Source organism: Bacillus sp. EB106-07-01-XG149 (genome assembly GCF_058791555.1).
This window is the reverse complement of sequence record NZ_JBYTDP010000001.1, coordinates 952,659-976,507: the sequence shown is the minus strand read 5'-3', so window position 1 is coordinate 976,507 and position 23,849 is coordinate 952,659. Positions and strand designations below refer to the sequence as shown.

Genomic DNA, 23,849 nt, shown 5'->3' with positions numbered 1-23,849 from the left:
TTCAATATAATCTGTATGAGTAAATAAATACCAATAAGTACAGGTGAAGTGTATTACTTTCCAAAAGGGAACATAATGAACTTAAAAATGCCTAGAGAAATCAACGGGGTGTCAGTATGAAGTTAAAGAAGAAATCTAAGATGATGATAGTTCTGTCAATAGTATCAAGTTTATTAAGTGGATGTGGTTTTGGGGAGACGAAGATAGAGTATGAGAGATTAGTAAAGGCATTGGATGAAGGGGATATGAAAACGGTTATGTCTGCGAGTGATGATGGATATGCATATGTGAAAGAAGAGACTAGCGAAAGTACTTATGAAGAAAAAGAAGATGGTGAACATAGCAGGATAATATATCAAACAACCCATGGAGTATATAATGTGAAAGAAGACGACTTATATGGGAAAACAACTCAAAAGATTGCTACTGATATAAAAAATGATAAAAACGTTGGTAGTAATCAAAATTACAAAAAAGAAACTGTCTATAGTACAAATTTGAAAAATGAAAAATCTCGTTCAATAGCCCAGAATCAAGGCATAGATGTTTCATATGTAAAAATAATGTTTAGAGGATTAAATGAACTTAGTAAATTGAAACCGAGTGAAGATACAAAAAGATTTAGTGAACCGAGCATAATAAGCTATAATTTAACTGAATTACAGTTTAAAAGCATAATAAATGACAAGTTAAATTTAAAATATGATAAATTTGATTCTGCAATATTGATGATTGAATTTAATACGCCTAATGATACAAAAGAAAATCAAATGAGAATAATACAAATAACAATATCGGTAAATTATGAAGAAAGAAAAGAAGATAAGCTTATAAAACGCAATCAAGAAATTTCAACATATTATCATACCAGAGAAGATAATAATCAAAGTGCCAAAAAAGAATATGTAAATTATGAAAAAGAGTATATAAATTAAAAATAATATATTTTGATTGAATTTTGAGAACGATAAATGTTGTGAGGATATGAGTAAAGGGGTAGTAAAAAATAGTTATTGTGATAACAGTTATGTTTTACTGAGCGCGTATAGTTTTGGTAAATCAAAATAGAGTATGAGAGTCTAATAAAGGCATTGGATGAAGGTGACAAGAAGACGGTTATACTTAATTGAAAGAAGAATATTTGGAACTTTTGAGGAGAAAGGATACTATTTGAACTATCAAAAAGCATTCTGAGTATATGATTATGGTAATTAATGTGGTAATGATATACCTAAAAGATTATCTGAATTTAGTTGTACAAAAATTTATGTACTTAAAAATATTAAGAATGGAATAGAATTTTAGTGGATGAAAATTATTTAAACTGTATAGAAGGTGAAATGTCAGGGTGTGGAATATAAAAGAAGAAGATTTAGATAAATTTCGAATAACATGTCAAGGACGTTTAAGTCCTGAAGGTGCTACGGGTTTTATGCTTGGAACAATATTTTATATTTCAATATTTATGTTTATTATTTTTGTAGGTGATTTGAATTACTACAACAATTTTTTTGATAGAACAATTGTTAAAACTGAAATTGTGTTATTTAGTATTCAAATTATATTTTTAATTATATATCTATTTCCGAAAGCATGTTTTACATTTCAAAAGTTACAAACGCTAATCGTATTACTATATGCGTTTCAACTTGGAACGATATTATTTGTAGTTTCGATTGTTTCTGAAATGGCTGATAATTCAATTGGTAGGATGTATACCGGGCTACTAGTTGTAGGAGCAGTTATTATCCATATTGCAGCAACGCTAGATACATTTAAACAAGCAAGTGAAGGTGCATTTAGTAGTGATGAAAGATCCACCTCGTTTTTTAGTAAGACAAAAGGAGCTATGATAAAGGGGGCTATAATATATATATCAATACTACTTCTTCTGATGTATTTTCAAAATGATTATTCAATTGATTTTTTTGTTATGTATGGAGTAGGAACTATTTTAATGTATGCGGTTGCAATCGGAGTGGCAGAATTCCAATTATTGGCGTACTGTAGATTTAAATTCAAGTCATTTAATATGTCATGGGAAGAGAATGAGAGAATGCGTGGGAGAATTCGAAAGCGAAATACAAAATCCAAATCGAAAAGTAAATAAGAGGGAAATAGAATTGAAGTGAATGAAAATTATTTAAACTGTATAGAAGGTGAAGAGCCAGGATGTGGGATATAAAAGAAGAAGATTTATATAAGTTTAGGATGACATGTAATGATCGTTTAAGTCCTGAGGGTGCTATGGTTTTCTTTATTGGAGGGATAGTTTATACTTCAGTATTTATGTTTTTTATTTTTATGGGGGGATTGGATTATTATCATACTTATTTTGATAAAACAATTGTTAAAACTGAAATTGTTTTATATAGCTTACAATTCATCTTTTTAATTCTATATTCATTTCCAAAAGCACGTTATAAATTTCAAAAGTTACAAACGCTCGTTGTATTATTATATGCATTTCAATTAGGTACAATAACATTTACAGCGTTAGTTCTTCCTGGAATATCTGATTATTCAATTGATCGAATGACTTTAATTTGTGTAGGGTTATTATTTATAGGAGCAGTTATCGTTCATATTGTGACAACAATTGATACATTTAAACAAGCGAGTGAAGGTGCGTTTAGTAAGGATGAAAGATCCATCTCATTTTTTAGTAAAAGAAAAGGAGATGTGATGAAGTGGGCTACAATATATGCGCTAATCCTGTTTATTTTGATATATTTTCATAATGGTTATGGAATTGATGTTTTAGTTCTTTATGCGGTAGGTATTGTTTTACTGTATACAGTAGCCATTGGAGCGGCAGAATTTCAACTATTGGTGTACTGTAGATTTAAATTCAAGTCATTTAATATGTCATGGGAAGAGAATGAGAGAATGCGTGGGAGAATTCGAAAGCGAAATACAAAATCCAAATCGAAAAGTAAATAAGAGGGAAATAGAATTGAAGTGAATGGAAATTATTTAAACTGTATAGAAGGTGAAATGTCAAGGTGTGGAATATAAAAGAAGAAGATTTAGATAAGTTTCGAATGACATGTCAAGGGCGTTTAAGTCCTGAAGGTGCGACGGGATTTATGCTCGGAACGATATTTTATACTTCATTATTTATGGTTATTATTTTTATAGGAGGAATAGATTATTATACTACCTTGTTTGATAAGGTAATTGTTAGGATTGAATTAGTGTTATATGGTTTGCAAGTAATGTTTTTAATTCTATATTTATTCCCTAAAGCTCGTTATAAATTTCAAAAATTACAAACGCTCGTTATATTATTATATGCATTTCAACTTGGAACTATCGGATGCACGTTATTTGTTCTTTCTGGAATGATTGAGAATTCAATTGATCTCAATACACGTGTTTATGTAGTTCTATTAGTATTAGGTGGAATTATTGTTCATATTGTGACAACAGTTGATACATTTAAACAAGCAAGCGAAGGTGCATTTAGTAGTGGGGACAAATCAGATTCGTTTTTTAGTAAAACAAAGGGACATGTTATACAAGGTGCTGTAATTTATGTGTTAATTCTTCTTGTTTTAATTTATATAAATAATAATTACTCATTAAACACAATGTTTGGTTATGTTATGTGTAATGTTGTTATGTATGCAGTAGCCATTGGAGCGGCAGAATTCCAGCTCTTAGTGTATTGCAGATTTAAATTCAAGTCATTTAATATGAAGTGGGAAGAGAATGAGAGAAAGTGTGGAAGAATTCGAAAACAAAATAAGAAATCCAAAACGAAAAATAAATAATATATTAATAGAATTTTAGTGTTCGAAAAATAATTGAAACGTATAGAAGGTGAAGAGCCAAGATGTGGAATATAGAAGAGGAAGATTTAGATAAGTTTAGGATGACATGTAATGATCGTTTAAGTCCTGAGGGTGCTACAGGATTTATGTTTGGAGGAATACTTTATAGTTCAATAGCCGTTTTTTCTATTATTGTATCAGGTGATTGGGATTACTGTATGGTTCTCCTTAATATAGGAATTGTTAAGCTGGAAGTGTTGTTATATGCTCTGCAAGTAATTTTTTTCATTCTATATTTATTTCCAAAAGCTCAATTTAAATTTCAAAAGCTACAAACAATTGTTGTATTATTAAATGCATTTCAAATGGCAATAATATTACTCGTAGTTTTGATTGGTACTAAAATGGCTAATAATTCAATTGATCAGATTACATTACTGTATGCAGGATTATTATTTTTAGGAGCAGTAATTTTTCATATTTTGACAACAATTGATACGTTTAAACAGGCAAGTGAAGGTGCATTTAGTATGGATGAAAGATCCGCTTCCTTTTTTAGTAAAGCAAAAGGAAAGATGATGAAGTGGGCTACATTATACGCAGTAACTATTCTTATTTTGCTATATTTTCATAACGATTATGGATTTGATACTTTAGGTATGTATGTAGTAGGGACCTTTTTAATGTATACGATAGCCATAGGTGCAGCTGAATTTCAGCTATTAGCGTATTGCAGATTTAAATTTCCGTCATTTAATAAAACGTGGGAGCAACATAAAAGAGAAACTCCAAGATATCGAAAGAAAAATAAAAAAGGTAAATCGAAACGTAAGGCATAAAGAAAGTGTGTATTGTAAGTTTTGATGATAGAAAAGTAATTATTTACAGGAGAGTATTTTAACTTTTAAAAGAAAATTTAATTATGTAAGGTGATTAAAGTGATTAGAAGATAATCTGATCGAAAATGTAGAGAGTGTAGTGTGATGATGAAATGAACACAAAAAAGGTTTCTAAAATGATTACTATCATAATAACAATCAGCCTACTACAAGCATGTAGTTTTTTTGAAGAAAAGGTAGAGTATGAGCCATTTATTAAGGCATTGGATGAAGGTGACATGAAAAAGGTTATGTCTGCGAGTGATGATGGGTATGCTTTTGTGGAACAAAGAGGTATATATAGTACATATGAACAAAAAGAAGATGGAGAGCATAGTAAAACAATCTACCAAACTTCGACAGGTGTATATAATATAAAAGATAAAAGTTTATATGGGAATACAACACAAGAAATTACCTCGGAAGTAGATGATAAAAATTATAAAGAAGAAGTTAATTATAGTACAAATATTATGTATAAAAATGAAAAGGTGCAAAGTCCGGATTCAAATCTAGATGGTTCATACGTGAACTTAATTGTAGATCGTTTAAAAGGGATAGGGAAACTAAAGATGAAGCCCGGGGATGATATAAAAAAGTTTGATCAGCCTAATTCAGTGGGATATCGACTAACTGAATCCGAATTCCAAAGTATTATTAATGATAAGTTAAAAATTAACTATGATGAATATGATGGATCAACAATTTCACTTAGTTTTGACTCTGCAAAAAATCCAAAACAGATATTACAATTAAGTATTGATATAGATTATAAGAAAAAGAATGAGGATGGAAAATTAGTAGAAAATATGTTCCAAATTATAACTTATTTTAATAGGAAACAGGATAATAACAAAGACGCGAGACAGGAATATATTGATTTTAAAGCACAGTATAATAAGAAGCAGTAATATTAAGAAGAGCATTTGCACGTAATGATAATAGCGACATAAGTGGAATAAATGTTTCATAAATATAGTGGAAAGAATTTGAGGATAAACGCCCCAATTGCTGGAGTAGATGCAACAATTGGGGCGTTTATCTATCTAAATTTAGCTTGAATATATAACATGTTTTAGTTAGAGTATTGCTCCGCAAGTAGTTTTTCAATCTTCATAATAACGGTGTGAAGTTTTTGTGTAATCGGCTTTTATTGCTAAGTTACAACTATTTCCTCTTATAGAGTACCTCTTATTATCGGTACATCGTCCACATCCCGATGTCATTAAACCCTAGACGTTTATAAATTCGTCCAGCAGCTGGATTGTTATAAAATAAACAAAGTGTTCGGCCTTCTTTCGTAAAGTCTCGAATCATTTTTTGTAATATGAGTGAAGCGTAGCCATTTCCGCGATAATTTGGGTGTGTACATACGCCAACAACCATTGCAGATAATGAATTTTCAGCGGAAGTAGAGGCGGATGCGATGATTGCACCGTCTTTTTCAATATAATATGTACGTCCTGTATTGGTTTCGATAGCTTGCCTTAACATTTTTTCTGATTCATGAGCAGTCGGGAATTCATCGATGCTACTTCTTAATTGCATAATTCGATCTACATCATCTATTGATGCAAGCTTAATCGTTTCATGAATAGGCGTGTCAGGTAAGCTGTTGCCATTTAGACATTCACAAAAATACATATCACTTTTGGCACCTAGTTGAATAGCAGGAGAAGTTTCAAATTTTTCTACGATAGTTGACTTGCCAGAGAGTTTAAGCGGCTTATATGCGGAAAGAAGTGTCTCATAATCAATGGTAACAAAGTCTTCTTTACTATAGGGTATAAATGAATCGTGGAAGCGGAGTAAAATTGATTTTAATGTTCCATTCTCTTTAAATACTCCCCATAATTCTTGAAAATCTGTGTCATAACCGAAAGCTTCAATATCTCCAATAATAAACAAGTTAATGGCTGCTTCTTCTTTTAGGTAAGCGAATACTTGTTCATGATCTTTCTTTGTTAATTTTCGCATCATAACGAATCGACCTCTTTTTTTATTTTTCTAAATATTACAACTTAAGTTTTTTGAAATCAATATAAAATTTTATGTTTAGTTCACAAACTTTCGGAAAAACTAGGAAAGATATGACAAAGGAGGTTATGAACGGTGGATCATCCAATTCAAGGGTTAATGAAAGCGGCAATGGAAAATTTAAAAGAAATGGTCGATGTAAATACGATTGTTGGAGAGCCTGTTCAAACGGCTGACGGTGGTGTGGTGTTAACGGTTTCTAAAGTAGCGTTCGGGTTTGGAGCAGGAGGTTCTGATTTCCAAACGAATGATGGACAAAGAGCGAACGGTAACCCTGCATTTGGTGGCGGTAGCGCGGGTGGTGTTTCTATTACACCAGTAGCATTTCTTGTAGTGAATAAAGATGGAGTAAATATTCTGCATCTACAAAATGCGACACATTTAGCAGAAAAAATGATTGAATTAGCTCCACAAACAATTGATAAAATTCAATCGATGTTCCAAAAAGATGAAAAGAAAGAGGGAAATCATCATCCTCAAAACCCAGATGAAATCCTTTAAAAACGCCTGCTCACGAGCAGGTGTTTTTTCTTGTAATCACTATGTAATAAAACACATGAAATTGTAAATAGTTTTTGAATTTTTTTCTATGTTTCTAAAATTTTTCATGTTAAAATATGCTATAGAATTGAAACATATAAAACGAAGGTGGCTAGGTGCTTTGTCTGGAGGATCTGACCAAGTAAAGAATATGATATATATTAATGGTAATCGTCGGGGTCATTGTTTTATTACATCAGGAATTACGTTTAAAGAGTTTGCAAGTAACATCCCTTCACCGCTTCATCAAGTGTTGCTTTTGAAGCATAACTTTGAATGGACAGATTTTCATTATCATACTTTATTTGAATATGTTGAGGAAGAAAATATACATAAGCTAATTCAAGCAGAGATTGATGAATTTGATGAATTTTGTTGGGTAGATTTTGATGATGCAAGCGATTTAGATGAATTAGAGCCAAAAGAAATTGCAGAGCTTTTATATTTGGCTCACAAAAAAGAACCACTTGCAAGAACATTCTTTCCGCTATTGAAAAATAGATTTGTTTATTTTTCACATGATGACGGATGGTACAACAAAGTGTATTATCGTAGAATTGCTGACTTTGTAGGAATGTTAAGTAAAGTCATTCCTTATAAACTCGGTGCTTTCGGTAAGAAACGTTTTTCTTTGTTCCAAAAATCAAAAATTTTCCCAGCAATTTCGAAAGAAGTGATCATGGGGCTTCTTCCATTAATGGAAGATGGTCTTTATATTGATCTAGCAGGGAAAATTGAGTCAAGAAGAGGTCTTGAAATTCCGGTATATGTAGTTGGTTCGTATGAAAGTACGGATGAGGTACTAGATAATATTGACGAATTGAAAGAAGAAGCAACAGAGACAGGTTGGCTCATTTTTGATAAGAAAGAACAAGAGTGGCAATGGGTTGTGGACTAAGAAAACTTGGCGCATGCAGTCAAGTTTTCTTGTCATTTGAAAGGAGTACAAATGAAGAAATATTATACAATTGTGGGTATTGTAAGTATTATTCTCGTGGCGATATTACTTATAACTTGTCCGAAAGAATCAGATTTTAAATTGTATCTAGAAGATAAGTATGCATTGAAATGTAATGAGAGTAGTTTTGAATGCACACAAAATGTAGATGGTAAAAAAGAAAAATTACAATTTGAAAGTGCAGATGCACGAAATGGTGTATTCTTTATGACTGTAAAGCAAACATTTAAAACAGAAGCTGGTGTTACGAAAGAATATAGCGGAGTAGGAATGTTTGGTACATTTCTTTTTGTTTCAGAGAAGACTTTCTAGTAATAGAAGGTCTTTTTCTTATGCTTATGTTCATATAGATGAAGTAAGACAAGCATAGGAGGGGTAGTAATGAAGAATACATGTATCGTTTGCGGTGGTGAGGAGTTTTTTTCCTCAACTTTGTATGCACGTACGAAACAAGATTGGGCATATGCACAAAATATGTATCGATTTGAAAAGGTGTTTATTGAGCATCGGGATGAAGAAAATTATCCAGTGTTTCAAGAAATTACAGCGAAACATTGCTGTGGATGCGGTCATATTATGTTGTACCACGAATGAACACACCAAGTATAACTTGGTGTGTTTTTTTTAAAACGCTGACAAAGCAAGCGGATAGAGTAAAGTAAATAAAACAGAAAAACTACCAAAACCAATTGCTGTATATCCAAGTGTTCTTGCGCCGAAATTGACAGCTAATAAGCCGACTAAAATCGCAAGAGAGCCGAGTGTAACCGGATAAAATGCAATTGAGAAAAGCGAAAGAAATAAAGCGACATAGCCTACCATTGCACCGGTATTTGTACCTTCTATTTCATTTGCAATTTCTTTACGCTTATGTCTAATTGGTATGCCAGCTGGTGATATTTCAGCTGCATACTCTTCGTTTTTTTCACCACTTTTAAAATGATGATTTCTCTTTCTTCGCATGTACATCCCTCTCTTTCAATTGGGTGTACCTATAGTATCTTACATAAAGAGAAGAACATGAGTATGAGTTAAACCCAAGTAAAGCAAAAATTGGAGAATAAAGATTCCATTATTAGCTTGTACATCTCCTAGTGAAGATAAACAGGAATTTTGGAAAATGATGTAGAATGAAATGAGTGATAAAACGTGAAGGCAGGGGAATGTATGACGAAATTTAATTGGCATGAATCAGCAGAGAAAAAATGGGATAGTAGTGCAGAATTTTGGACTCAAAATAGTCAGGAGATGTGGGATAGCGGGAGTAGGAGTACAATTATTCCATTTTTTGAACAGTATGTGAAGAAAGAAGCTCAGGTGCTCGATGTTGGTTGTGGGGATGGATACGGTACATATAAATTAAGTCGCGCGGGCTACAAAGCAGTTGGAGTAGATTTATCAGAAGTGATGATTCAAAAAGGGAAGGAGCGCGGAGAAGGACCGAATTTATCTTTTATAAAAGGGGATCTTTCTTCCTTACCATTTGAAAATGAGCAATTTGAATCAATTATGGCAATTAATTCTTTAGAATGGACCGAGGAACCATTACGAGCATTAAATGAGATAAAGCGCGTTTTAAAAAGCGATGGGTATGCATGTATTGCAATTTTAGGACCGACAGCAAAACCTCGAGAGAACAGCTATCCTCGTTTATACGGCAAAGACGTTGTTTGTAATACGATGATGCCTTGGGAATTTGAACAGTTAGCGAAAGAACAAGGTTTTGAAGTTGTAGATGGCATCGGTGTATATAAGCGCGGAGTAAATGAGAAGATGCTAGGTCAACTACCTATCGAGTTACAACAATCGTTAACATTCTTATGGGTATTTATGTTAAAAAACATATAAAGAAATGAAAGAATTTTTAGGAGGTAAATAAGTGCAGAAAATACAAAAAACTGATACAATATCATCAGAACCAATTAAAGGGGGACTAGGGTATATGACAACTACTACAACAGTTAAATCCGACATTGAAATCGCACAAGAAGCGAGTATGAAGAAGATTCAAGAAATTGCAGCTGAATTAAATATTTTAGAAGATGAATTAGAGCCATACGGACATTATAAAGGTAAGTTATCTCTTGATATTTTTAAGCGCTTACAGAACGAGAAAGACGGTAAAGTTGTTTTAGTAACAGCGATTAACCCAACTCCAGCTGGAGAAGGTAAATCAACAGTAACAGTTGGTTTAGGTCAAGCTTTTAATAAAATTGGTAAGAAAACAGTAATTGCACTTCGCGAACCATCTCTTGGACCAACGATGGGGCTAAAAGGTGGAGCAGCAGGAGGTGGTTTTTCACAGGTTGTACCTATGGAAGACATTAACCTTCACTTTACTGGAGATATTCATGCGATCACAACTGCTAATAACGCGTTAGCGGCGTTTATTGATAATCATATCCAACAAGGAAACACACTTGGGATTGATACGCGTAAAATCGTTTGGAAACGCTGTGTTGACTTAAATGATCGTGCCCTACGTAACGTAGTAATTGGTCTTGGTGGACCAGTTCAAGGTGTACCACGTGAAGACGGTTTCGATATTACAGTGGCATCTGAAATTATGGCCGTATTCTGCCTTGCAACAGATATTCAAGATTTAAAAGCACGTCTATCTCGCATCGTAGTTGCTTATAACTTTGCAAATCAACCTGTAACGGTTAAAGATTTAGGTGTAGAAGGTGCGTTAACATTATTATTAAAAGACGCATTAAAACCAAACTTAGTACAAACGTTAGAAAATACACCAGCTATCATTCACGGCGGACCATTTGCGAATATCGCTCACGGTTGTAACAGTGTTATCGCTACAACAATGGCAGCAAAATTAGGTGATTATGTTATTACAGAAGCTGGATTCGGTGCTGATTTAGGTGCAGAGAAGTTTTTAGATATTAAAGCTCGAGCAGCTGGTATTAAACCAGAAGCAGTTGTTATTGTTGCGACTATTCGTGCGCTTAAAATGCATGGTGGCGTAGCAAAAGATCAATTAAAAGAAGAAAATGTAGACGCATTAGCAAAAGGTATGGAAAACTTACAGAAGCATGTTGAAACAATTCAAAGCTTCGGTGTACCTTTCGTAATTGCAATTAATAAATTTATTACAGATACAGATGCAGAAGTTGCATACTTACAAGAGTGGTGCAATGAGCGTGGCTATGCAGTATCCTTAACGGAAGTTTGGGAAAAGGGTGGCCAAGGCGGAGTTGACCTTGCTGAAAAAGTATTAAAAGAAATTGAAAAAGGTGAGAACAACTACGCACCACTTTATGAATTAGAATTACCATTAGAAGAAAAAATTCGTACAATTGCTCAAAAAGTGTATGGTGCAAAAGATATTGAGTTTGCTCCGAAAGCACGTAAGCAATTAGCTCAATATGAAGGAGAAGGATGGAGTAACCTACCAATTTGTATGGCTAAAACACAATACTCTCTTTCTGACGATGCAACAAAATTAGGTCGTCCATCTGACTTTATCGTTACAATTCGTGAGCTAAAACCATCTATTGGTGCAGGGTTTATCGTTGCGTTAACAGGAACAATGTTAACAATGCCAGGCCTTCCAAAACAGCCAGCAGCACTACAAATGGATGTAAATGAAGATGGAAAAGCAGTAGGTTTATTCTAAAAGGTTGTAATTCATCTCGTTTATCTGTAAACTATATATACATCAAGTGGCGCCTTTCCATCGAAAGGCGCCTGTTTTTTGGAGGAAATTATGTTTGATCCAACTGCTTTTGATAATTTAAAAGTAATCGTAGAAGGTGCTGTTTATGATTTTGATTTACATGGAGATATTCTTGTAACAGATCGAAAAGATATGATGGACCTTGCCTCATTAAGTCGTATATACCATATTTCATTTCAATTAACAGAACCGTTCGAACCGGTAGTAAAAGCAACATTTTCACTATCTGTAGATGCAAAGAACTTGTCTGGTGAAATATTGGAAGTACCACAATTTACACCAGGTTGTGAAATGAAGTTAGCATTTTCATTCCCGATAGAAAAACCAGAGGTAGTGTGTGAAGAAATTGAAACTTTCATGCATTCTATATGGGGAAAAGAAAGAATGATTACGCAAAAAATTTCATACGAATATAATAAGCAAGCGATTTCATATCATAATAAGGTAGAGGTTCTATTTCAAAAAGCGATTACAGAAGACCATGTTGATGATTTAATAGCTGTTATTTCACACATGATAGAAACGGTGCGAACAATACAACATTTTCTTCAAAAATAGAGATAAAGGAGAAAAACAAATGATAAAAGATATGCAACCATTTTTACAACAAGCTTGGGAGAAGGCTGGTTTTAAAGAATTAACTGAAATTCAAAAACAAGCGATTCCAACTATTTTAGAAGGGCAAGACGTTATAGCTGAATCTCCAACTGGAACAGGAAAAACATTAGCGTACTTATTACCCCTTTTACATAAAATTAATCCTGAAGTAAAACAACCACAAGTTGTTGTTTTAGCGCCAACACGTGAGCTTGTAATGCAAATTCACGAAGAGGTTCAAAAGTTTACAGCAGGGACTGAAATTTCAGGGGCATCTTTAATTGGTGGTGCAGATATTAAGCGCCAAGTTGAAAAATTAAAGAAACATCCGAGAGTAATTGTCGGTTCACCAGGACGTATTTTAGAATTAATTCGAATGAAAAAGCTAAAGATGCATGAAGTGAAAACGATTGTATTTGATGAGTTTGATCAAATTGTAAAACAAAAGATGATGGGCGCAGTACAAGATGTAATTAAGTCTACAATGCGAGATCGTCAATTAGTATTCTTCTCGGCGACAATTACAAAAGCGGCAGAAGATGCTGCACGTGATTTAGCAGTTGAACCACAATTAGTACGTATAACACGTGCGGAGTCAAAAAGCTTAGTTGAGCATACGTATATCATTTGTGAGCGACGCGAAAAAAATGATTACGTAAGAAGAATTATGCATATGGGCGATGTAAAAGCAGTTGCTTTCTTAAATGACCCATTCCGTTTAGATGAAATTACTCAGAAATTGCAATTCCGTAAAATGAAAGCAGCAGCTCTTCATGCAGAAGCAAGTAAGCAAGAGCGTGAAGCAACGATGCGTGCTTTCCGCGGTGGGAAATTAGAAATTCTACTTGCTACTGATATTGCAGCACGCGGTATTGATATCGATGATTTAACACATGTAATCCACTTGGAGTTACCAGACACAGTCGACCAATATATACACCGCTCAGGACGTACAGGACGTATGGGTAAAGAAGGAACAGTCGTTTCTCTTGTAACACAACAAGAAGAGCGTAAATTACTTCAATTTGCAAAAAAACTAGGCATCGTATTTACAAAGCAAGAAATGTTCAACGGATCATTTGTAGAAACGAAACCGAAAGCACCAAAGAAAAAGAAACCAGCATTTACTGGGAAGAAAAAGCCTAGATAATGTGAAACTTTAATCAGTGGGGATTCCTCCGCTGATTATTATCCCTCATCAATCGGACGTTTACGGGATAAATAATAGGGAAGGCGTAACTATTTATAGTTACGCCTTTTTTATTTGAGTCAATATGCTCATTTTAGGTAACTAATTATTTCCTCTTAAAAATATATAGAAAGATTATTCACTAACTTAAATTTTTTCTAAGTCAATGTAAGGATGTATTGGTATAATTAATGATGTGCTCCATTTTATGGATTAACTTATTGATATAGGGTCTATACTTTGGGTTATATGAAAATACTACATATTCCCTGTTAAATATCATTAATATAAAAAACTACATAGGCTCTTCTTTTGTAATTAAAAAACATATTACAGTAAGGAGTTATATTATAATGGCAATCTTTCAAAGTGATGTTCAAAAAACTGAAAAAATTGCTACGCAAATGAGTTCTGATTCTGAAGCAGCTCAAAAACAATACCACATGCAATACGTACGACAGTAACTGTTAATTCCAAAGCGTGAGAAGCAAATAATAATAAGATTGAAGTCGATACAGTTAGATATGTAAGAAAAACCTCTCTCAGATTTAAAATAGAAATAATTATACAGAATAATGAGATAATAAATATGTAATCTATTTATACTAGGAGGTGAAAAATGGAATACATATACGAATTTTATCGTGATGGACTCGGCGGATTAAGAATACGTTTACCCAAAGAGATTTCTATAATTTCTCATTTTTTAGAAGATATTTTAGATGATGAAGCAGATGAGTATATACAGATTTTAGATACTGTAGTGAAGCAAGAAGTTCCACAATATGAAATAGAAGGGAACGTAGCAGCAGTCTACATTGAACCTAATTATACTAGTGCTATTAACTTATTTATGAGTGCCCCAAATAACCAATGTAAAATTGAGACCTCTGAATTTAGAAAACTACTTGTGTTGTGGCGAGATACAGTGGTAGCAGAAGGGAAAGATATTGAAGCGTAAAAAACACTAGAAAGTGTGGTCTTTTTTCACTTAAATTTAATTACTCCATATTTTATAGTTGTTTTCCATAGAGAACTATCAGTAGAATAAAGTGGACATATCCGAAGTAATGCAAATATATTTAAAGGGATTTATCTCTCCCCCATAAAACGTGGTGTTTTAGAATCGAAGTTTTAAATATTACACAGATTTTGCGAACCCCTGGCGAACGAGAATGCCGAAAACCTTCCCTGACCTTAAGATAGAATTGAATTATTATGAAAAAATATTATTGAACGTGGAATACAGAGTGGGTCTACAACAGCTCGTGAAAGGAAGATACCATCCATAATTGTCTTGAAAAAAGACAGGATTTTTATGAAGAAAAGATATTTGAACATTTCAGGCTTAATAACGATCATCATACTTATTATAATAAATGAGAGGCGTATAGATTATGATATATCAAAATGATAGGATTCGTAGGAAGAAGGCATTAATTAGTGCTGAAAAAATCATTAGCCTATTTTCAAATTTAAAATTTATTGAATTTGAAAATCCCGATTCTGCATGGATAGAACTATTCGATATACCATTGAAAAAGTTTCGTAAGGTTGACTCTAAACCAAAGTTTTGTATTCCAATTGGTAATGTTAAAAGTAAGTATATTTTATGGATTGAAAATTCTTTAGCTTCTTTAAATTTTTCAAATCATATAACAGAATATTTTATATTAGTTCCTAATTGTTTAGAACCGATATGGGCAAATGTTAGGATATTGAACTTCACAAAATTTATTGAGGAGCTTTGGGACATTTCTGAAACTAACGAATTTACAATTGCTGATAAGGGCACGGGACAAATTGTACAAATATTTTCTGAGGAAGAATATTATGAAATTCATTTTGAGTGTTGCGACATAAAGCCCATTGACTCTTCAAAAAATGGATACTAAACGATAAAAAACAGCCTATTATGACCCAGGAATTCACATATGAAGTCGATGGATAAAAAATTATAATTCTAGATCATTTAGCCGGTCATATCTTCGGGAAACGTGGCATTGGAGATCAACCAACTCATTAAAATGAAAGACCTGAGTACAATACAAGAATGGGACAAGTAGATGGGATGGAGAAACATTATTATTTTGAGAAGAGGAATAATAAATAGGGAGTATAAAAATGATTGATCAATTAAAAATTTTAAATCCCCAGGCGTTAATTAGCATTTTTGGAAAAATACCAAAATTTGAAGACGCAGAGTTATTAGAAGTGTGTCTTAAAAGGGATGGCCCTACCTTAGTTATCCAATTGATGACAAAAGAAAACGTTGAATATAAACCTAAACGCTGGAATAAGTGGGATGTAATTTATGTAGAAATCTCTTTCTTTACTATTCGTAATTTAACAATAGAAAGTTTAGGAACAGAAAATATCATTGAGCATTTTGAAATAAGTACGACTTCAGAAGGCAGTTTATTAAAAATTAAATGTAAGAATCAAATGATAGTTGAAACTTTATTTGACTGGGCAAGAATAGAAGGAGTTACTCCAGGTTTAATAGGATTACCTTAAGTGAACTAACGGGTGTTTTAGTTGAACAACATTTAAACAACTTTATTATCACTTTACGTTCTGATGGATATTCTTAAAAAGGAGTAGTGTTGTATGAAATCAATAAATGTAAATGGAACTATATATCATATTGAATCTGTTCCTTTTGAAGATAAGAGTGAACAGGATGAAGAGGGATACTATGAATATTTTTACAAAGGAGTCAATTTATCGTTTCACTCTGACAAAGAAGTAATCAAAGCCCGAATTTATGACGAGGAAGAAATAATATATTTCTCAAAAAATCCAATTCTTGCTTTTGGTAAAGATTTTGAAGCGATAAAGAAATATATAATTAAAGAATATGATGTAAAGAAATTTAAGATTCCAGGTGGGGAAAAAGCTTATATAGAGTTATAGCCATAATCGACCTTAAACATTACCATGATTTATTAAATACAATATGAAAGGAATGTCACGAGTACTTAGATTTGGTAAGAGTGTAGCGGATAACGGTTGGCGGATGCTCACGCCCTTTTTTAGCATATAAGCTACAAGAACAAGGTAAACAGCTTGTAAAAATAGATAAATGGTTTCCTTCTACAAAGATGTGTAGTCGTTGTGAAAATAAAAAAGAAATGCCATTATGTGGACTCACAATCAGTCGTGATTATAACGCAGCTATCAATATCAAAAAAGAAGCCATAAGCTTCTTAGCGTTGGCATAAATAGTAACAAAATGACCTTTGGAACAAGGGGTTAGCTATCAAAAGTAACGATGAACCGAGAAGCCTCCACTTCCGGGTAAGCACGTAAGAGATACTAAGTGGTGGGTAGTTCACAGTTCACTAACTAGCGATTTACAAGTATTCAACTGAATGAAAAAAGGAATAATAATAGTACCTGTAGAAACCTACATAGAATATTAAAACCATTAGGGGGAAAAACAATGATTCATAAAGTCGGACAAATTATGTTATATGTAAATAATCAAGATGAGGCAGTACATTTTTGGACGGAAAAGGTAGGGTTTCATGTAGTTGCAGAGGAAGATAACAAGCAAGGAATGAGATGGATTGAAATTGCTCCGAATAGCGGTGCAGAAACGAGCATTATATTACATAATAAAGAAGTTATTTCTAAGATGAGCCCAGAATTAAATCTTGGTACACCGTCCCTAATGTTCTTCTCAGAAAATCTTGATCAACTATATACAGATTTAAAAAATAAAAATGTTACTGTTGGCGAAATGGTAACTATGCCTTCTGGTAAAGTGTTTAACTTTGCTGATAGTGAAGGCAATTATTTTGCGGTTATGGAAAAGAACAAATAATAATATTGCTATGTGAAAATCCCCCTCAAATATATTGAGGGGGATTACATGTTTGAAGTGGATTTTTCATTAGAGAGTTGATTAATATAAAATACGCCTTTTTTAATAGCTGTCTCAATATAACCAATGATTTGATTAAACGTAAATACTTGTAAGTCTTCATGTAAATGTTGCTTTGGATACAACATATCTTCAAAAAGATACTTTCGAAAAGCTAAAACGTTTTCTTTAGAAACCTCTTCAATATCTATAATGTGAGCCTCTTGATTGAGAAGAGAGAAGAGCCGTTGTTCTTTATCGTAATGATAAAGTAATTTTGCGTTCAATAATTTAAAGTCGTTGTAGTACATAGGCGCGATAGTTTCGTCATTTTCGATTCTGTTTTTAAGCCAAGGTAGAAAAAAGCCGCTTAGCCAATTATCATCGGCAATGAGGTGGGTGCAATAGCCTAGGAGAAAAGGGGACTCCATATAATCTTTATATTTATGAATAAATGATTCATAATCAATTCGTCTCGTATAGTCTTTTGTTGAGCCAGCGTAAAAATGTGAGGTGACTTTTTCTATCTTTGAATGCACAGCATCGGGGGCTACGCCTCCAAGTATGAAAGAAGTTTTATCTTGGATATTTAGTTTTTCGGCAATCCTGTTAGCGATAATAGCATGCATAATTCGTGATCCCATGAATGACACCTCGGTTTCAAGTATTCATTTCAGGAAGGGGACTGAACAGTTAGTATTACTTTCCCTGTACTTTTTCTACTTTCGACCCATTCATGTGCTTTCCCTGCATCTTGAAGTGGAAAAGATTTCGCAGCTTTCATTTTCAGACGGCCATCACGTAAATAACGGAAAACTTCATTTGCAGTTTCTTGGAGTAGTTCAGGACGTTTTTTTCGTGTAGTACCAAAGCTAAAACCGAGTATAGAGCGGCAACTTGCGTGTAAATCTTTCGTTTGAAAGTTACCAATTTCACCGCTTGCATTACCGAAATGAACGAGGCGACCGTAATAAGCAAGACATTTTAAACTTCTTTCCGAAACCGTTCCAGAAATAGAATCTAAAATTACATCAACCCCTTCACCATTTGTCAGCTCATTGACTTTCTCTACAAAATCTACATCTTGATGACATATAACATAATCAGCTCCAGCGTCTAAAGCGATTTTACTTTTCGCTTCATTTCCGACAGTACCGATAACGGTTCCAGCCCCTAATCGTTTTGCAAGTTGAATCGCTGTAGTACCAATTCCACCAGCAGCCGCATGAATGAGTACTGATTCGCCTTGTTGAAGTCGTGCAACATTTGCGAGTAAATTATAACTTGTAAAAGATACGATCGGACAAGCAGCTGCAATTTGAAAGTCAACTTCATCAGGTAATACGAAAGTAAGATTTTCATTTGAAACAACGTATTCAGCGTAAGATCCATTTTGAGGAAAAGCAATGACACGTTGTCCAGGATAAATATTTTTCACATGAGAACCGACACGTTCTACAATACCAGCGGCATCTATACCTGGAATAAAAGGTAGTGCTTTATTTCCTTTTTTTCCATATCGTGATTTAATATCGGCGAAATTTACACTAGTAGCAACAACACGAATTAAAACTTGATCTTCTGAAATAACCGGTATATCCACATCTGTATATTGCATCACTTCAGGACCACCGAACGACGTTACAACGATAGCTTTCATCATATATCCTCCTAAATTTAACTATATAAATCATTTTAAGTCTTCATTAGAAATTGGAAAATTATATAATAGTTATGCAAGGTTATAAGTGAAGCTTATGAACTCATTGAATCATTATATTAATTTATATAAAAAATGTTTGAAAAAATCGAACGAAACATCAATTACTTGCCAATATATAGTGTATGACAAGGGAGGGAAGGTACATGAAGGATGAAACATTGTATTCAGATTTAATCCAATTAACTTTATCAGGCAATAAAGAAGCATATAGCGAATTGTACGATAAAACGATTCAAGAAGTATATAAAACAGCACATTTTTTAATAGAAGATAAAACGGATGTAGATGATATCGTTCAGGAAATATACATACAACTATATGAATCGCTTCGTAAATATGATGTCGAGAAGCCATTTCGTCCTTGGCTAATTGGACTTGCAATTAAACAAATTCATTCTTATAGAAGAAAGAGATGGATGCGACTGCGAATTGTAAAAAAAGCAGAAGAGCAAAGAAAACCAGTACAAATTGATTTTTCTAACGATGTTGTAAGTAAAATATCAAATCAAAAATTAATCGAACTCATTCATAAGTTACCGTATAAATTGAAACAAGTTATTATCTTAAGATACTTACACGATTACTCTCAAGAAGAAGTAGCACAAATATTACATATTCCAATCGGTACAGTTAAGTCTAGAATTCATGCGGCATTAAAGAAACTACGCCAAAAAGAACAAATAGAAGAAATCTTTTTAGGAGAGGTAGGGAATGTGAAATGAGCTTAGATTGTAGAGTTAGAGAATCTATACAAGAAGAAGCGAAGGGGATTGTTGCCCCGCCGGAGTTAAAAGAAAAAGTAATTGTTCAGATTAAAATGAATCGCAGGGGTAACAAAAGGAAGAAGCGACTTATTGCAGGAGTGCTTGCAGCAGTATTTTTAATCCCAACGACTGGTTTTGCTTACCAATCTATTATGGCGGATGGTATATACGGATCTTTTGAGAATTTAAAAAAACATGCTGGAGCAATGACATTAGAAGCGTATATGCGTTTTAATGCAAAATTATCAGAAGCGAAAGATGAAATGGGTGCGAAGGAATATGAAGAGTTTACAACAGAACTGAAGAAATTAACAAATGCAAAACTTGAGTACGGGGATTCGAACGGTAATATTGATTATGATCAATTATCACTAGGAAAAAGAGAAGAAATGAAAAATTTAAGTATGAGCCTTCAACCATACTTTGATAAATTAAATGGTCATAAATCTAGTAAAGAAGTATTAACACAAGAAGAGTTTGATCGCTATATGGAAGCTTTAATGACACATGAAATAGTACGAGTGAAGACTAAATCAACTGGTGGAATAAAAGTAGAAGATATACCTGAGGCGTACAAAGAAAGATTTATGAAAGCAGAGCAGTTTATGGAGTATGTAGATGAAAAGGTACGATAAATAAAAAAGCTCATAGCCTAAGCTGTGAGGTTTTCTTATTGAAACGTAAACATATTAACCACCTATTCCTTTTGCTAGCAATAAGAAATATACAAATACTAATATTACTGCATTTAATGCTGTACCAACTATTCCGAATAACCAATTTTTTGATGCGATCGCAAAAATAATTCCGAGTAATGAAAGTATACTGAGAATCGCAATAATTAAAGTTAAATTTGCATGAGGTCCTCTTAAAATAAAGAAAGAACATATACTTGCGAGAAACGTTAGAAACGAGAAAGTACCTAATTTCATAATAAGTCTCCCTTGTTTGAAATGTATTTTGACTTAGTGCACGACTTTCTTAAGTTTAACATAAATTTCCTATTACCGATTAAAAATATGAACAATAAAAAACGAGTATAAAATCTATGCGATTTCATACTCGTTTTGTTATTACATAAATTTCCTTACCGTATGTATAGCAACTCTTACAAGGAGTATTGCACTTATAAATAAACTACCATAACCAACGACACTTAAAAATTGAACATTAAGTTCTTTTGCATACAAGTCAGGGCATAATTATCTTGATTTGCTTAATAAAATAAAAGTGGGAAATCACTTAGTTATATTCCTTACTATGCTCCTTATCTTTTTGTATAAAACAATCTAAAAGGGAATAACCAGCTATTAAACTAATTATCGTAACAAAAGTTGTATTTATAAGAATAATATTTGCTAAATAAGGTAGGTACGCACCAACTGGTGAAAAGAGTAGAGCTGGAGAAAAGGAAATGAATAGCGTAGGCACAGTAATAGCGATAAATTTATCCGGTTGAAAGCGCCAGTTTTGTTTACTTGTTTCGCGATTAATGGATTGAAGAAATCGTAATAAAATGCCAACTATAAGAGGGAAGAGTGTAAAGTAGAATAATCTTGGATAAACGTTAAAATTCACCTGCGCATCTGTATCTAAATAAAATTGAATTTTCACTCCGACAAATAATAATAAGACGATAAATAATGTAAAGCAGAGGTATAGCATTACTTTTTGCATTGCATTCCACCATCCTTTACTCAAAATATATTCAAAGAAAAAAGAGATATACAATAACTACTGTTGTATATCTCTTCTTTTACGGTTATTTAATAGTGGGGTTTGCTTTTTCTTGCTTCGTGAAATAATCTATAATGCCCATCGCACTAATTTCTATATCTAGATGTAAAATGTTATAAACGGAATGATCTGATGGAACGTTTAACTTTGTGAGGTGAGAAGAGATCTTATCCATTAATATAGTTTGTAAAGCTTTAGTCGCTTCATCGAAATCATTATACTGTTCAAAGACCTCTTTACCAGTATGAACGAAAATAGGTAACCAATGTTCAAGCTGGTTATATACTTCTGTAACATTGGATGATGCACCGTAATGACCGAAATAAATAGTATCTACATTCATACTTTGAATGTGATTCTTAGAAGCAATCATCGCATCTGGTTGGAATTGTGAAGGGGACGTTGATGGTAAATATAGTTCTACACCAAGGTCTGCGAGTTCTCTATAGTAAATTCCTATTGTATCGCCAGTAAAAATGCCATTTGTTAATGAATCGTGAATGCTAATATGGTGCTTAGCATGTCCCGGTGTATCATAAAACGTCAGGATGCGGTCTTTTGCAATCTGTAATGTATCACCATTTTGTACAATATGAACACGTTCTTCTTCTATAGGAAGAATTGGATCAAATAGTTTATCGAAATCTTCTTTGTATACAGCTTTTGCGCCTAAAATGAGTTTTGTTGGATCAATCATATGACGAGCACCGCGAGAATGCACATATAAAGTAGCATTTGGACACTTTTCCATCATTAAACCAGCAGCCCCGGCGTGATCTAAATGAACATGTGTAACGATAATGTTTTTAACTTCGTTTAAATCAATATGTAATTGTTGTAAGCCGTCTAAAATATACGGAAGAGAAGGGGCTGCACAAGTTTCAATTAAAGTAATATCGTCACCTAATAAAACGTACGTACCAGTTCGTTCATTATGTTGTAAATCAAAATCATCAATAAGATATAGGTGAGAAGATAATTGCTCTACTTTTTTCATCATTACCACTCCTTATTTACTGCATGTTTCTATTATACGCTAAAATAGAAAAAAGGCAGAAAACGAAAGCTCGTCTTCTGCCCTTTTAAAGTGTTATTATTTCGTTTGTTCTTTATTGATAGACATAACAAACAGCCCAACAATGCCGCCAACTAATGGAAGCATAATCTCTCCTGCTAAATTAAAGTAGGAGCTTAAGAATAAACCATTTACATCGATTACCCAGCCAGTAACATACAATAACATCATATATAGTACGAAATAAAACTCGCGATTTGAAATCGTTTCATGTTGTGCAGTTTTCATAATGGACACCATCCTTTTCTTTTATAATGGAATATAAACTGTCACATTTTGTTCACATTTCAATTGTAAAACTTTCCATCATAAAAGTCTAGTAGTCTGTGTCGAATTTTCGAACAAAAACAAAGCGCTATCATTTCAGCTTATAAGTACGTAAAAAGAGCTGTATATTCACGAATGTAGTATAGTATAAACATGGAATGATAGTGAAGAGAGGGGCAGGACAATGACAATTTATGATTTTTCAGCTAAAACGATAACAGGAGAAGATAAATCGTTAAAAGATTACGAAGGAAAAGCACTTCTTATTGTAAATGTAGCTAGCAAATGTGGTTTTACACCACAATATAAAGGATTACAAGAAGTATATGATAAATATAAAGACCAAGGACTAGAAATACTCGGTTTCCCTTGTAACCAATTCGGAGGACAAGAACCAGGTACAGAAGCAGATATTACTAGTTTTTGTGAATTAAACTATGGTGTGAATTTCCCGATGTTTGCAAAGATTGATGTGAAAGGTGATAAGGCTCATCCCCTGTATACATACATGACAGAACAAGCACCAGGTTTACTCGGTATGAAAGCAGTGAAATGGAACTTTACGAAGTTTTTAATTGGAAAAGACGGGAAAGTAGTAGGGCGTTTTGCGCCGCAGACGAAGCCGGTGGATTTAGAGGTTGAGATTGAGAAGGTACTTGGAGAATAACTAGAAGTTTCACTTTATTAAAAAACGCCTCAAAGAACAATGTAGTTCTTTGAGGCGTTTTCTTTCAACTCACATTATCAAG

At 33.3% G+C, this 23,849-nt stretch carries 32 protein-coding genes and 1 pseudogene; 25 read left to right on the top strand and 8 right to left on the bottom strand.

Translation table 11 applies throughout. From position 1 onward, the window contains the following. Positions 1–116: 116 nt before the first annotated feature. The 7 genes from AC3WTA_RS04945 (at position 117) to AC3WTA_RS04915 (ending at position 5,565) form a co-directional block, all read left to right on the top strand. On the top strand, positions 117–935 hold the full coding sequence (locus AC3WTA_RS04945) for a DUF3952 domain-containing protein (RefSeq protein ID WP_000768493.1): 819 nt from the start codon (positions 117–119) through the stop codon (positions 933–935). A gap of 123 nt (positions 936–1,058) precedes the next feature. After that, entirely contained in the window at positions 1,059–1,130 is a 72-nt protein-coding gene (locus AC3WTA_RS04940) for a DUF3952 domain-containing protein (RefSeq protein ID WP_117616460.1), read from the top strand. A 218-nt stretch (positions 1,131–1,348) separates the two neighbouring features. Then, on the top strand, positions 1,349–2,110 hold the full coding sequence (locus AC3WTA_RS04935) for a hypothetical protein (RefSeq protein WP_000267110.1): 762 nt from the start codon (positions 1,349–1,351) through the stop codon (positions 2,108–2,110). 62 nt (positions 2,111–2,172) lie between these two features. After that, the gene (locus AC3WTA_RS04930) at positions 2,173–2,943 is read left to right on the top strand and encodes a hypothetical protein (protein ID WP_000263485.1); all 771 of its coding nucleotides are present in this window, start codon (positions 2,173–2,175) and stop codon (positions 2,941–2,943) included. 62 nt (positions 2,944–3,005) lie between these two features. Next, positions 3,006–3,776, top strand: a complete 771-nt coding sequence (locus tag AC3WTA_RS04925; protein ID WP_492332834.1) for a hypothetical protein — start codon at positions 3,006–3,008, stop codon at positions 3,774–3,776. Positions 3,777–3,838: 62 nt separating this feature from the next. Beyond that, on the top strand, positions 3,839–4,615 hold the full coding sequence (locus AC3WTA_RS04920; RefSeq protein ID WP_000267082.1) for a hypothetical protein: 777 nt from the start codon (positions 3,839–3,841) through the stop codon (positions 4,613–4,615). 176 nt (positions 4,616–4,791) lie between these two features. Beyond that, on the top strand, positions 4,792–5,565 hold the full coding sequence (locus tag AC3WTA_RS04915) for a DUF3952 domain-containing protein (RefSeq protein ID WP_000628353.1): 774 nt from the start codon (positions 4,792–4,794) through the stop codon (positions 5,563–5,565). Positions 5,566–5,848: 283 nt separating this feature from the next. Here AC3WTA_RS04915 and AC3WTA_RS04910 read toward each other — a convergent pair whose 3' ends face one another. Continuing rightward, complete coding sequence (locus tag AC3WTA_RS04910; RefSeq protein WP_000984745.1) at positions 5,849–6,634, bottom strand: GNAT family N-acetyltransferase; 786 nt, start codon at positions 6,632–6,634, stop codon at positions 5,849–5,851. Between the two features lie 132 nt (positions 6,635–6,766). Here AC3WTA_RS04910 and ytfJ point away from each other — a divergent pair, with 132 nt between their 5' ends. The 4 genes from ytfJ (at position 6,767) to AC3WTA_RS04890 (ending at position 8,783) form a co-directional block, all read left to right on the top strand. Continuing rightward, the gene (gene ytfJ / locus AC3WTA_RS04905) at positions 6,767–7,192 is read left to right on the top strand and encodes a GerW family sporulation protein (RefSeq protein WP_000349987.1); all 426 of its coding nucleotides are present in this window, start codon (positions 6,767–6,769) and stop codon (positions 7,190–7,192) included. A 160-nt stretch (positions 7,193–7,352) separates the two neighbouring features. Next, positions 7,353–8,129 (top strand): oxalate:formate antiporter, encoded by a 777-nt coding sequence (locus tag AC3WTA_RS04900; protein WP_000014094.1) that lies wholly within the window; start codon positions 7,353–7,355, stop codon positions 8,127–8,129. A gap of 51 nt (positions 8,130–8,180) precedes the next feature. Next, a complete protein-coding gene (locus AC3WTA_RS04895; protein ID WP_000761182.1) occupies positions 8,181–8,501 on the top strand; it encodes a hypothetical protein in 321 nt (106 codons plus the stop codon). Positions 8,502–8,570: 69 nt separating this feature from the next. Then, a complete protein-coding gene (locus AC3WTA_RS04890; protein ID WP_000798748.1) occupies positions 8,571–8,783 on the top strand; it encodes a hypothetical protein in 213 nt (70 codons plus the stop codon). A gap of 30 nt (positions 8,784–8,813) precedes the next feature. Here AC3WTA_RS04890 and AC3WTA_RS04885 read toward each other — a convergent pair whose 3' ends face one another. Further along, a complete protein-coding gene (locus AC3WTA_RS04885) occupies positions 8,814–9,152 on the bottom strand; it encodes a hypothetical protein (RefSeq protein ID WP_001253201.1) in 339 nt (112 codons plus the stop codon). Between the two features lie 204 nt (positions 9,153–9,356). On the opposite strand from AC3WTA_RS04885, the gene AC3WTA_RS04880 reads away from it, so the two are divergent. The 11 genes and pseudogenes from AC3WTA_RS04880 to AC3WTA_RS04830 all read left to right on the top strand — a co-directional run bounded on the left by AC3WTA_RS04880 (position 9,357) and on the right by AC3WTA_RS04830 (position 17,495). Next, positions 9,357–10,037 (top strand): class I SAM-dependent methyltransferase, encoded by a 681-nt coding sequence (locus AC3WTA_RS04880; protein WP_000160053.1) that lies wholly within the window; start codon positions 9,357–9,359, stop codon positions 10,035–10,037. A 94-nt stretch (positions 10,038–10,131) separates the two neighbouring features. After that, positions 10,132–11,820 (top strand): formate--tetrahydrofolate ligase, encoded by a 1,689-nt coding sequence (locus tag AC3WTA_RS04875; protein ID WP_012644371.1) that lies wholly within the window; start codon positions 10,132–10,134, stop codon positions 11,818–11,820. A 90-nt stretch (positions 11,821–11,910) separates the two neighbouring features. Continuing rightward, complete coding sequence (locus AC3WTA_RS04870) at positions 11,911–12,438, top strand: hypothetical protein (RefSeq protein WP_000460226.1); 528 nt, start codon at positions 11,911–11,913, stop codon at positions 12,436–12,438. 19 nt (positions 12,439–12,457) lie between these two features. Then, positions 12,458–13,627: a DEAD/DEAH box helicase gene (locus AC3WTA_RS04865; RefSeq protein ID WP_000588608.1), complete on the top strand. Its 1,170-nt coding sequence runs from the start codon at positions 12,458–12,460 to the stop codon at positions 13,625–13,627. A gap of 658 nt (positions 13,628–14,285) precedes the next feature. Beyond that, complete coding sequence (locus tag AC3WTA_RS04860; protein WP_000455778.1) at positions 14,286–14,627, top strand: hypothetical protein; 342 nt, start codon at positions 14,286–14,288, stop codon at positions 14,625–14,627. A gap of 436 nt (positions 14,628–15,063) precedes the next feature. Next, on the top strand, positions 15,064–15,561 hold the full coding sequence (locus tag AC3WTA_RS04855; RefSeq protein ID WP_000640276.1) for a hypothetical protein: 498 nt from the start codon (positions 15,064–15,066) through the stop codon (positions 15,559–15,561). 59 nt (positions 15,562–15,620) lie between these two features. Then, entirely contained in the window at positions 15,621–15,692 is a 72-nt protein-coding gene (locus AC3WTA_RS04850) for a hypothetical protein (RefSeq protein WP_478209787.1), read from the top strand. 98 nt (positions 15,693–15,790) lie between these two features. Further along, positions 15,791–16,183 (top strand): immunity 50 family protein, encoded by a 393-nt coding sequence (locus AC3WTA_RS04845; protein ID WP_000566971.1) that lies wholly within the window; start codon positions 15,791–15,793, stop codon positions 16,181–16,183. A 93-nt stretch (positions 16,184–16,276) separates the two neighbouring features. Further along, positions 16,277–16,582, top strand: coding sequence for a hypothetical protein (locus AC3WTA_RS04840; protein ID WP_000836245.1), 306 nt, complete (start codon positions 16,277–16,279; stop codon positions 16,580–16,582). Positions 16,583–16,622: 40 nt separating this feature from the next. Then, positions 16,623–16,890: pseudogene (locus tag AC3WTA_RS04835) on the top strand (zinc ribbon domain-containing protein); the annotation flags it as partial. Between the two features lie 221 nt (positions 16,891–17,111). Then, on the top strand, positions 17,112–17,495 hold the full coding sequence (locus AC3WTA_RS04830; protein WP_000581455.1) for a VOC family protein: 384 nt from the start codon (positions 17,112–17,114) through the stop codon (positions 17,493–17,495). A gap of 44 nt (positions 17,496–17,539) precedes the next feature. On the opposite strand, the gene AC3WTA_RS04825 is transcribed toward AC3WTA_RS04830, so the two are convergent. Together AC3WTA_RS04825 and AC3WTA_RS04820 are read right to left on the bottom strand one after the other, a co-directional pair. Continuing rightward, complete coding sequence (locus AC3WTA_RS04825; protein ID WP_000535607.1) at positions 17,540–18,178, bottom strand: zinc dependent phospholipase C family protein; 639 nt, start codon at positions 18,176–18,178, stop codon at positions 17,540–17,542. Between the two features lie 29 nt (positions 18,179–18,207). Then, positions 18,208–19,194, bottom strand: a complete 987-nt coding sequence (locus AC3WTA_RS04820; protein ID WP_000644660.1) for a quinone oxidoreductase family protein — start codon at positions 19,192–19,194, stop codon at positions 18,208–18,210. 206 nt (positions 19,195–19,400) lie between these two features. On the opposite strand from AC3WTA_RS04820, the gene AC3WTA_RS04815 reads away from it, so the two are divergent. Both AC3WTA_RS04815 and AC3WTA_RS04810 read left to right on the top strand, forming a co-directional pair. Further along, positions 19,401–19,979 (top strand): sigma-70 family RNA polymerase sigma factor, encoded by a 579-nt coding sequence (locus AC3WTA_RS04815; protein ID WP_000651110.1) that lies wholly within the window; start codon positions 19,401–19,403, stop codon positions 19,977–19,979. Beyond that, positions 19,976–20,656: a DUF3600 domain-containing protein gene (locus AC3WTA_RS04810; protein WP_000050694.1), complete on the top strand. Its 681-nt coding sequence runs from the start codon at positions 19,976–19,978 to the stop codon at positions 20,654–20,656. Before AC3WTA_RS04815 ends, AC3WTA_RS04810 begins: the two co-directional genes overlap by 4 nt. 54 nt (positions 20,657–20,710) lie before the next feature. Here AC3WTA_RS04810 and AC3WTA_RS04805 read toward each other — a convergent pair whose 3' ends face one another. The 4 genes from AC3WTA_RS04805 to AC3WTA_RS04790 form a co-directional block, all read right to left on the bottom strand. Continuing rightward, on the bottom strand, positions 20,711–20,953 hold the full coding sequence (locus tag AC3WTA_RS04805) for a hypothetical protein (RefSeq protein WP_000766029.1): 243 nt from the start codon (positions 20,951–20,953) through the stop codon (positions 20,711–20,713). Between the two features lie 310 nt (positions 20,954–21,263). Next, positions 21,264–21,698: a hypothetical protein gene (locus AC3WTA_RS04800; RefSeq protein ID WP_001174532.1), complete on the bottom strand. Its 435-nt coding sequence runs from the start codon at positions 21,696–21,698 to the stop codon at positions 21,264–21,266. A gap of 85 nt (positions 21,699–21,783) precedes the next feature. Then, entirely contained in the window at positions 21,784–22,755 is a 972-nt protein-coding gene (locus tag AC3WTA_RS04795; RefSeq protein WP_000754992.1) for an MBL fold metallo-hydrolase, read from the bottom strand. 96 nt (positions 22,756–22,851) lie between these two features. Beyond that, entirely contained in the window at positions 22,852–23,061 is a 210-nt protein-coding gene (locus AC3WTA_RS04790) for a DUF3925 domain-containing protein (RefSeq protein WP_000844986.1), read from the bottom strand. A gap of 223 nt (positions 23,062–23,284) precedes the next feature. Here AC3WTA_RS04790 and bsaA point away from each other — a divergent pair, with 223 nt between their 5' ends. Beyond that, positions 23,285–23,767, top strand: a complete 483-nt coding sequence (gene bsaA / locus AC3WTA_RS04785) for a glutathione peroxidase (RefSeq protein WP_000158179.1) — start codon at positions 23,285–23,287, stop codon at positions 23,765–23,767. Positions 23,768–23,849: the final 82 nt, after the last annotated feature.

What these genes read in the sequence shown, in the direction of transcription:
- AC3WTA_RS04945 (WP_000768493.1), top strand. Translation starts at nt 117, where the DNA reads ATGAAGTTAAAGAAGAAATCTAAGATGATGATAGTTCTGTCAATAGTA.
- AC3WTA_RS04930 (WP_000263485.1), top strand. Translation starts at nt 2,173, where the DNA reads ATGTGGGATATAAAAGAAGAAGATTTATATAAGTTTAGGATGACATGT.
- AC3WTA_RS04920 (WP_000267082.1), top strand. Translation starts at nt 3,839, where the DNA reads ATGTGGAATATAGAAGAGGAAGATTTAGATAAGTTTAGGATGACATGT.
- AC3WTA_RS04915 (WP_000628353.1), top strand. Translation starts at nt 4,792, where the DNA reads ATGATTACTATCATAATAACAATCAGCCTACTACAAGCATGTAGTTTT.
- AC3WTA_RS04910 (WP_000984745.1), bottom strand. Translation starts at nt 6,634, where the DNA reads ATGATGCGAAAATTAACAAAGAAAGATCATGAACAAGTATTCGCTTAC.
- AC3WTA_RS04895 (WP_000761182.1), top strand. Translation starts at nt 8,181, where the DNA reads ATGAAGAAATATTATACAATTGTGGGTATTGTAAGTATTATTCTCGTG.
- AC3WTA_RS04890 (WP_000798748.1), top strand. Translation starts at nt 8,571, where the DNA reads ATGAAGAATACATGTATCGTTTGCGGTGGTGAGGAGTTTTTTTCCTCA.
- AC3WTA_RS04885 (WP_001253201.1), bottom strand. Translation starts at nt 9,152, where the DNA reads ATGCGAAGAAAGAGAAATCATCATTTTAAAAGTGGTGAAAAAAACGAA.
- AC3WTA_RS04880 (WP_000160053.1), top strand. Translation starts at nt 9,357, where the DNA reads ATGACGAAATTTAATTGGCATGAATCAGCAGAGAAAAAATGGGATAGT.
- AC3WTA_RS04875 (WP_012644371.1), top strand. Translation starts at nt 10,132, where the DNA reads ATGACAACTACTACAACAGTTAAATCCGACATTGAAATCGCACAAGAA.
- AC3WTA_RS04870 (WP_000460226.1), top strand. Translation starts at nt 11,911, where the DNA reads ATGTTTGATCCAACTGCTTTTGATAATTTAAAAGTAATCGTAGAAGGT.
- AC3WTA_RS04865 (WP_000588608.1), top strand. Translation starts at nt 12,458, where the DNA reads ATGATAAAAGATATGCAACCATTTTTACAACAAGCTTGGGAGAAGGCT.
- AC3WTA_RS04860 (WP_000455778.1), top strand. Translation starts at nt 14,286, where the DNA reads ATGGAATACATATACGAATTTTATCGTGATGGACTCGGCGGATTAAGA.
- AC3WTA_RS04855 (WP_000640276.1), top strand. Translation starts at nt 15,064, where the DNA reads ATGATATATCAAAATGATAGGATTCGTAGGAAGAAGGCATTAATTAGT.
- AC3WTA_RS04845 (WP_000566971.1), top strand. Translation starts at nt 15,791, where the DNA reads ATGATTGATCAATTAAAAATTTTAAATCCCCAGGCGTTAATTAGCATT.
- AC3WTA_RS04840 (WP_000836245.1), top strand. Translation starts at nt 16,277, where the DNA reads ATGAAATCAATAAATGTAAATGGAACTATATATCATATTGAATCTGTT.
- AC3WTA_RS04830 (WP_000581455.1), top strand. Translation starts at nt 17,112, where the DNA reads ATGATTCATAAAGTCGGACAAATTATGTTATATGTAAATAATCAAGAT.
- AC3WTA_RS04825 (WP_000535607.1), bottom strand. Translation starts at nt 18,178, where the DNA reads ATGGGATCACGAATTATGCATGCTATTATCGCTAACAGGATTGCCGAA.
- AC3WTA_RS04820 (WP_000644660.1), bottom strand. Translation starts at nt 19,194, where the DNA reads ATGAAAGCTATCGTTGTAACGTCGTTCGGTGGTCCTGAAGTGATGCAA.
- AC3WTA_RS04815 (WP_000651110.1), top strand. Translation starts at nt 19,401, where the DNA reads ATGAAGGATGAAACATTGTATTCAGATTTAATCCAATTAACTTTATCA.
- AC3WTA_RS04810 (WP_000050694.1), top strand. Translation starts at nt 19,976, where the DNA reads ATGAGCTTAGATTGTAGAGTTAGAGAATCTATACAAGAAGAAGCGAAG.
- AC3WTA_RS04805 (WP_000766029.1), bottom strand. Translation starts at nt 20,953, where the DNA reads ATGAAATTAGGTACTTTCTCGTTTCTAACGTTTCTCGCAAGTATATGT.
- AC3WTA_RS04800 (WP_001174532.1), bottom strand. Translation starts at nt 21,698, where the DNA reads ATGCAAAAAGTAATGCTATACCTCTGCTTTACATTATTTATCGTCTTA.
- AC3WTA_RS04795 (WP_000754992.1), bottom strand. Translation starts at nt 22,755, where the DNA reads ATGAAAAAAGTAGAGCAATTATCTTCTCACCTATATCTTATTGATGAT.
- AC3WTA_RS04790 (WP_000844986.1), bottom strand. Translation starts at nt 23,061, where the DNA reads ATGAAAACTGCACAACATGAAACGATTTCAAATCGCGAGTTTTATTTC.
- bsaA (WP_000158179.1), top strand. Translation starts at nt 23,285, where the DNA reads ATGACAATTTATGATTTTTCAGCTAAAACGATAACAGGAGAAGATAAA.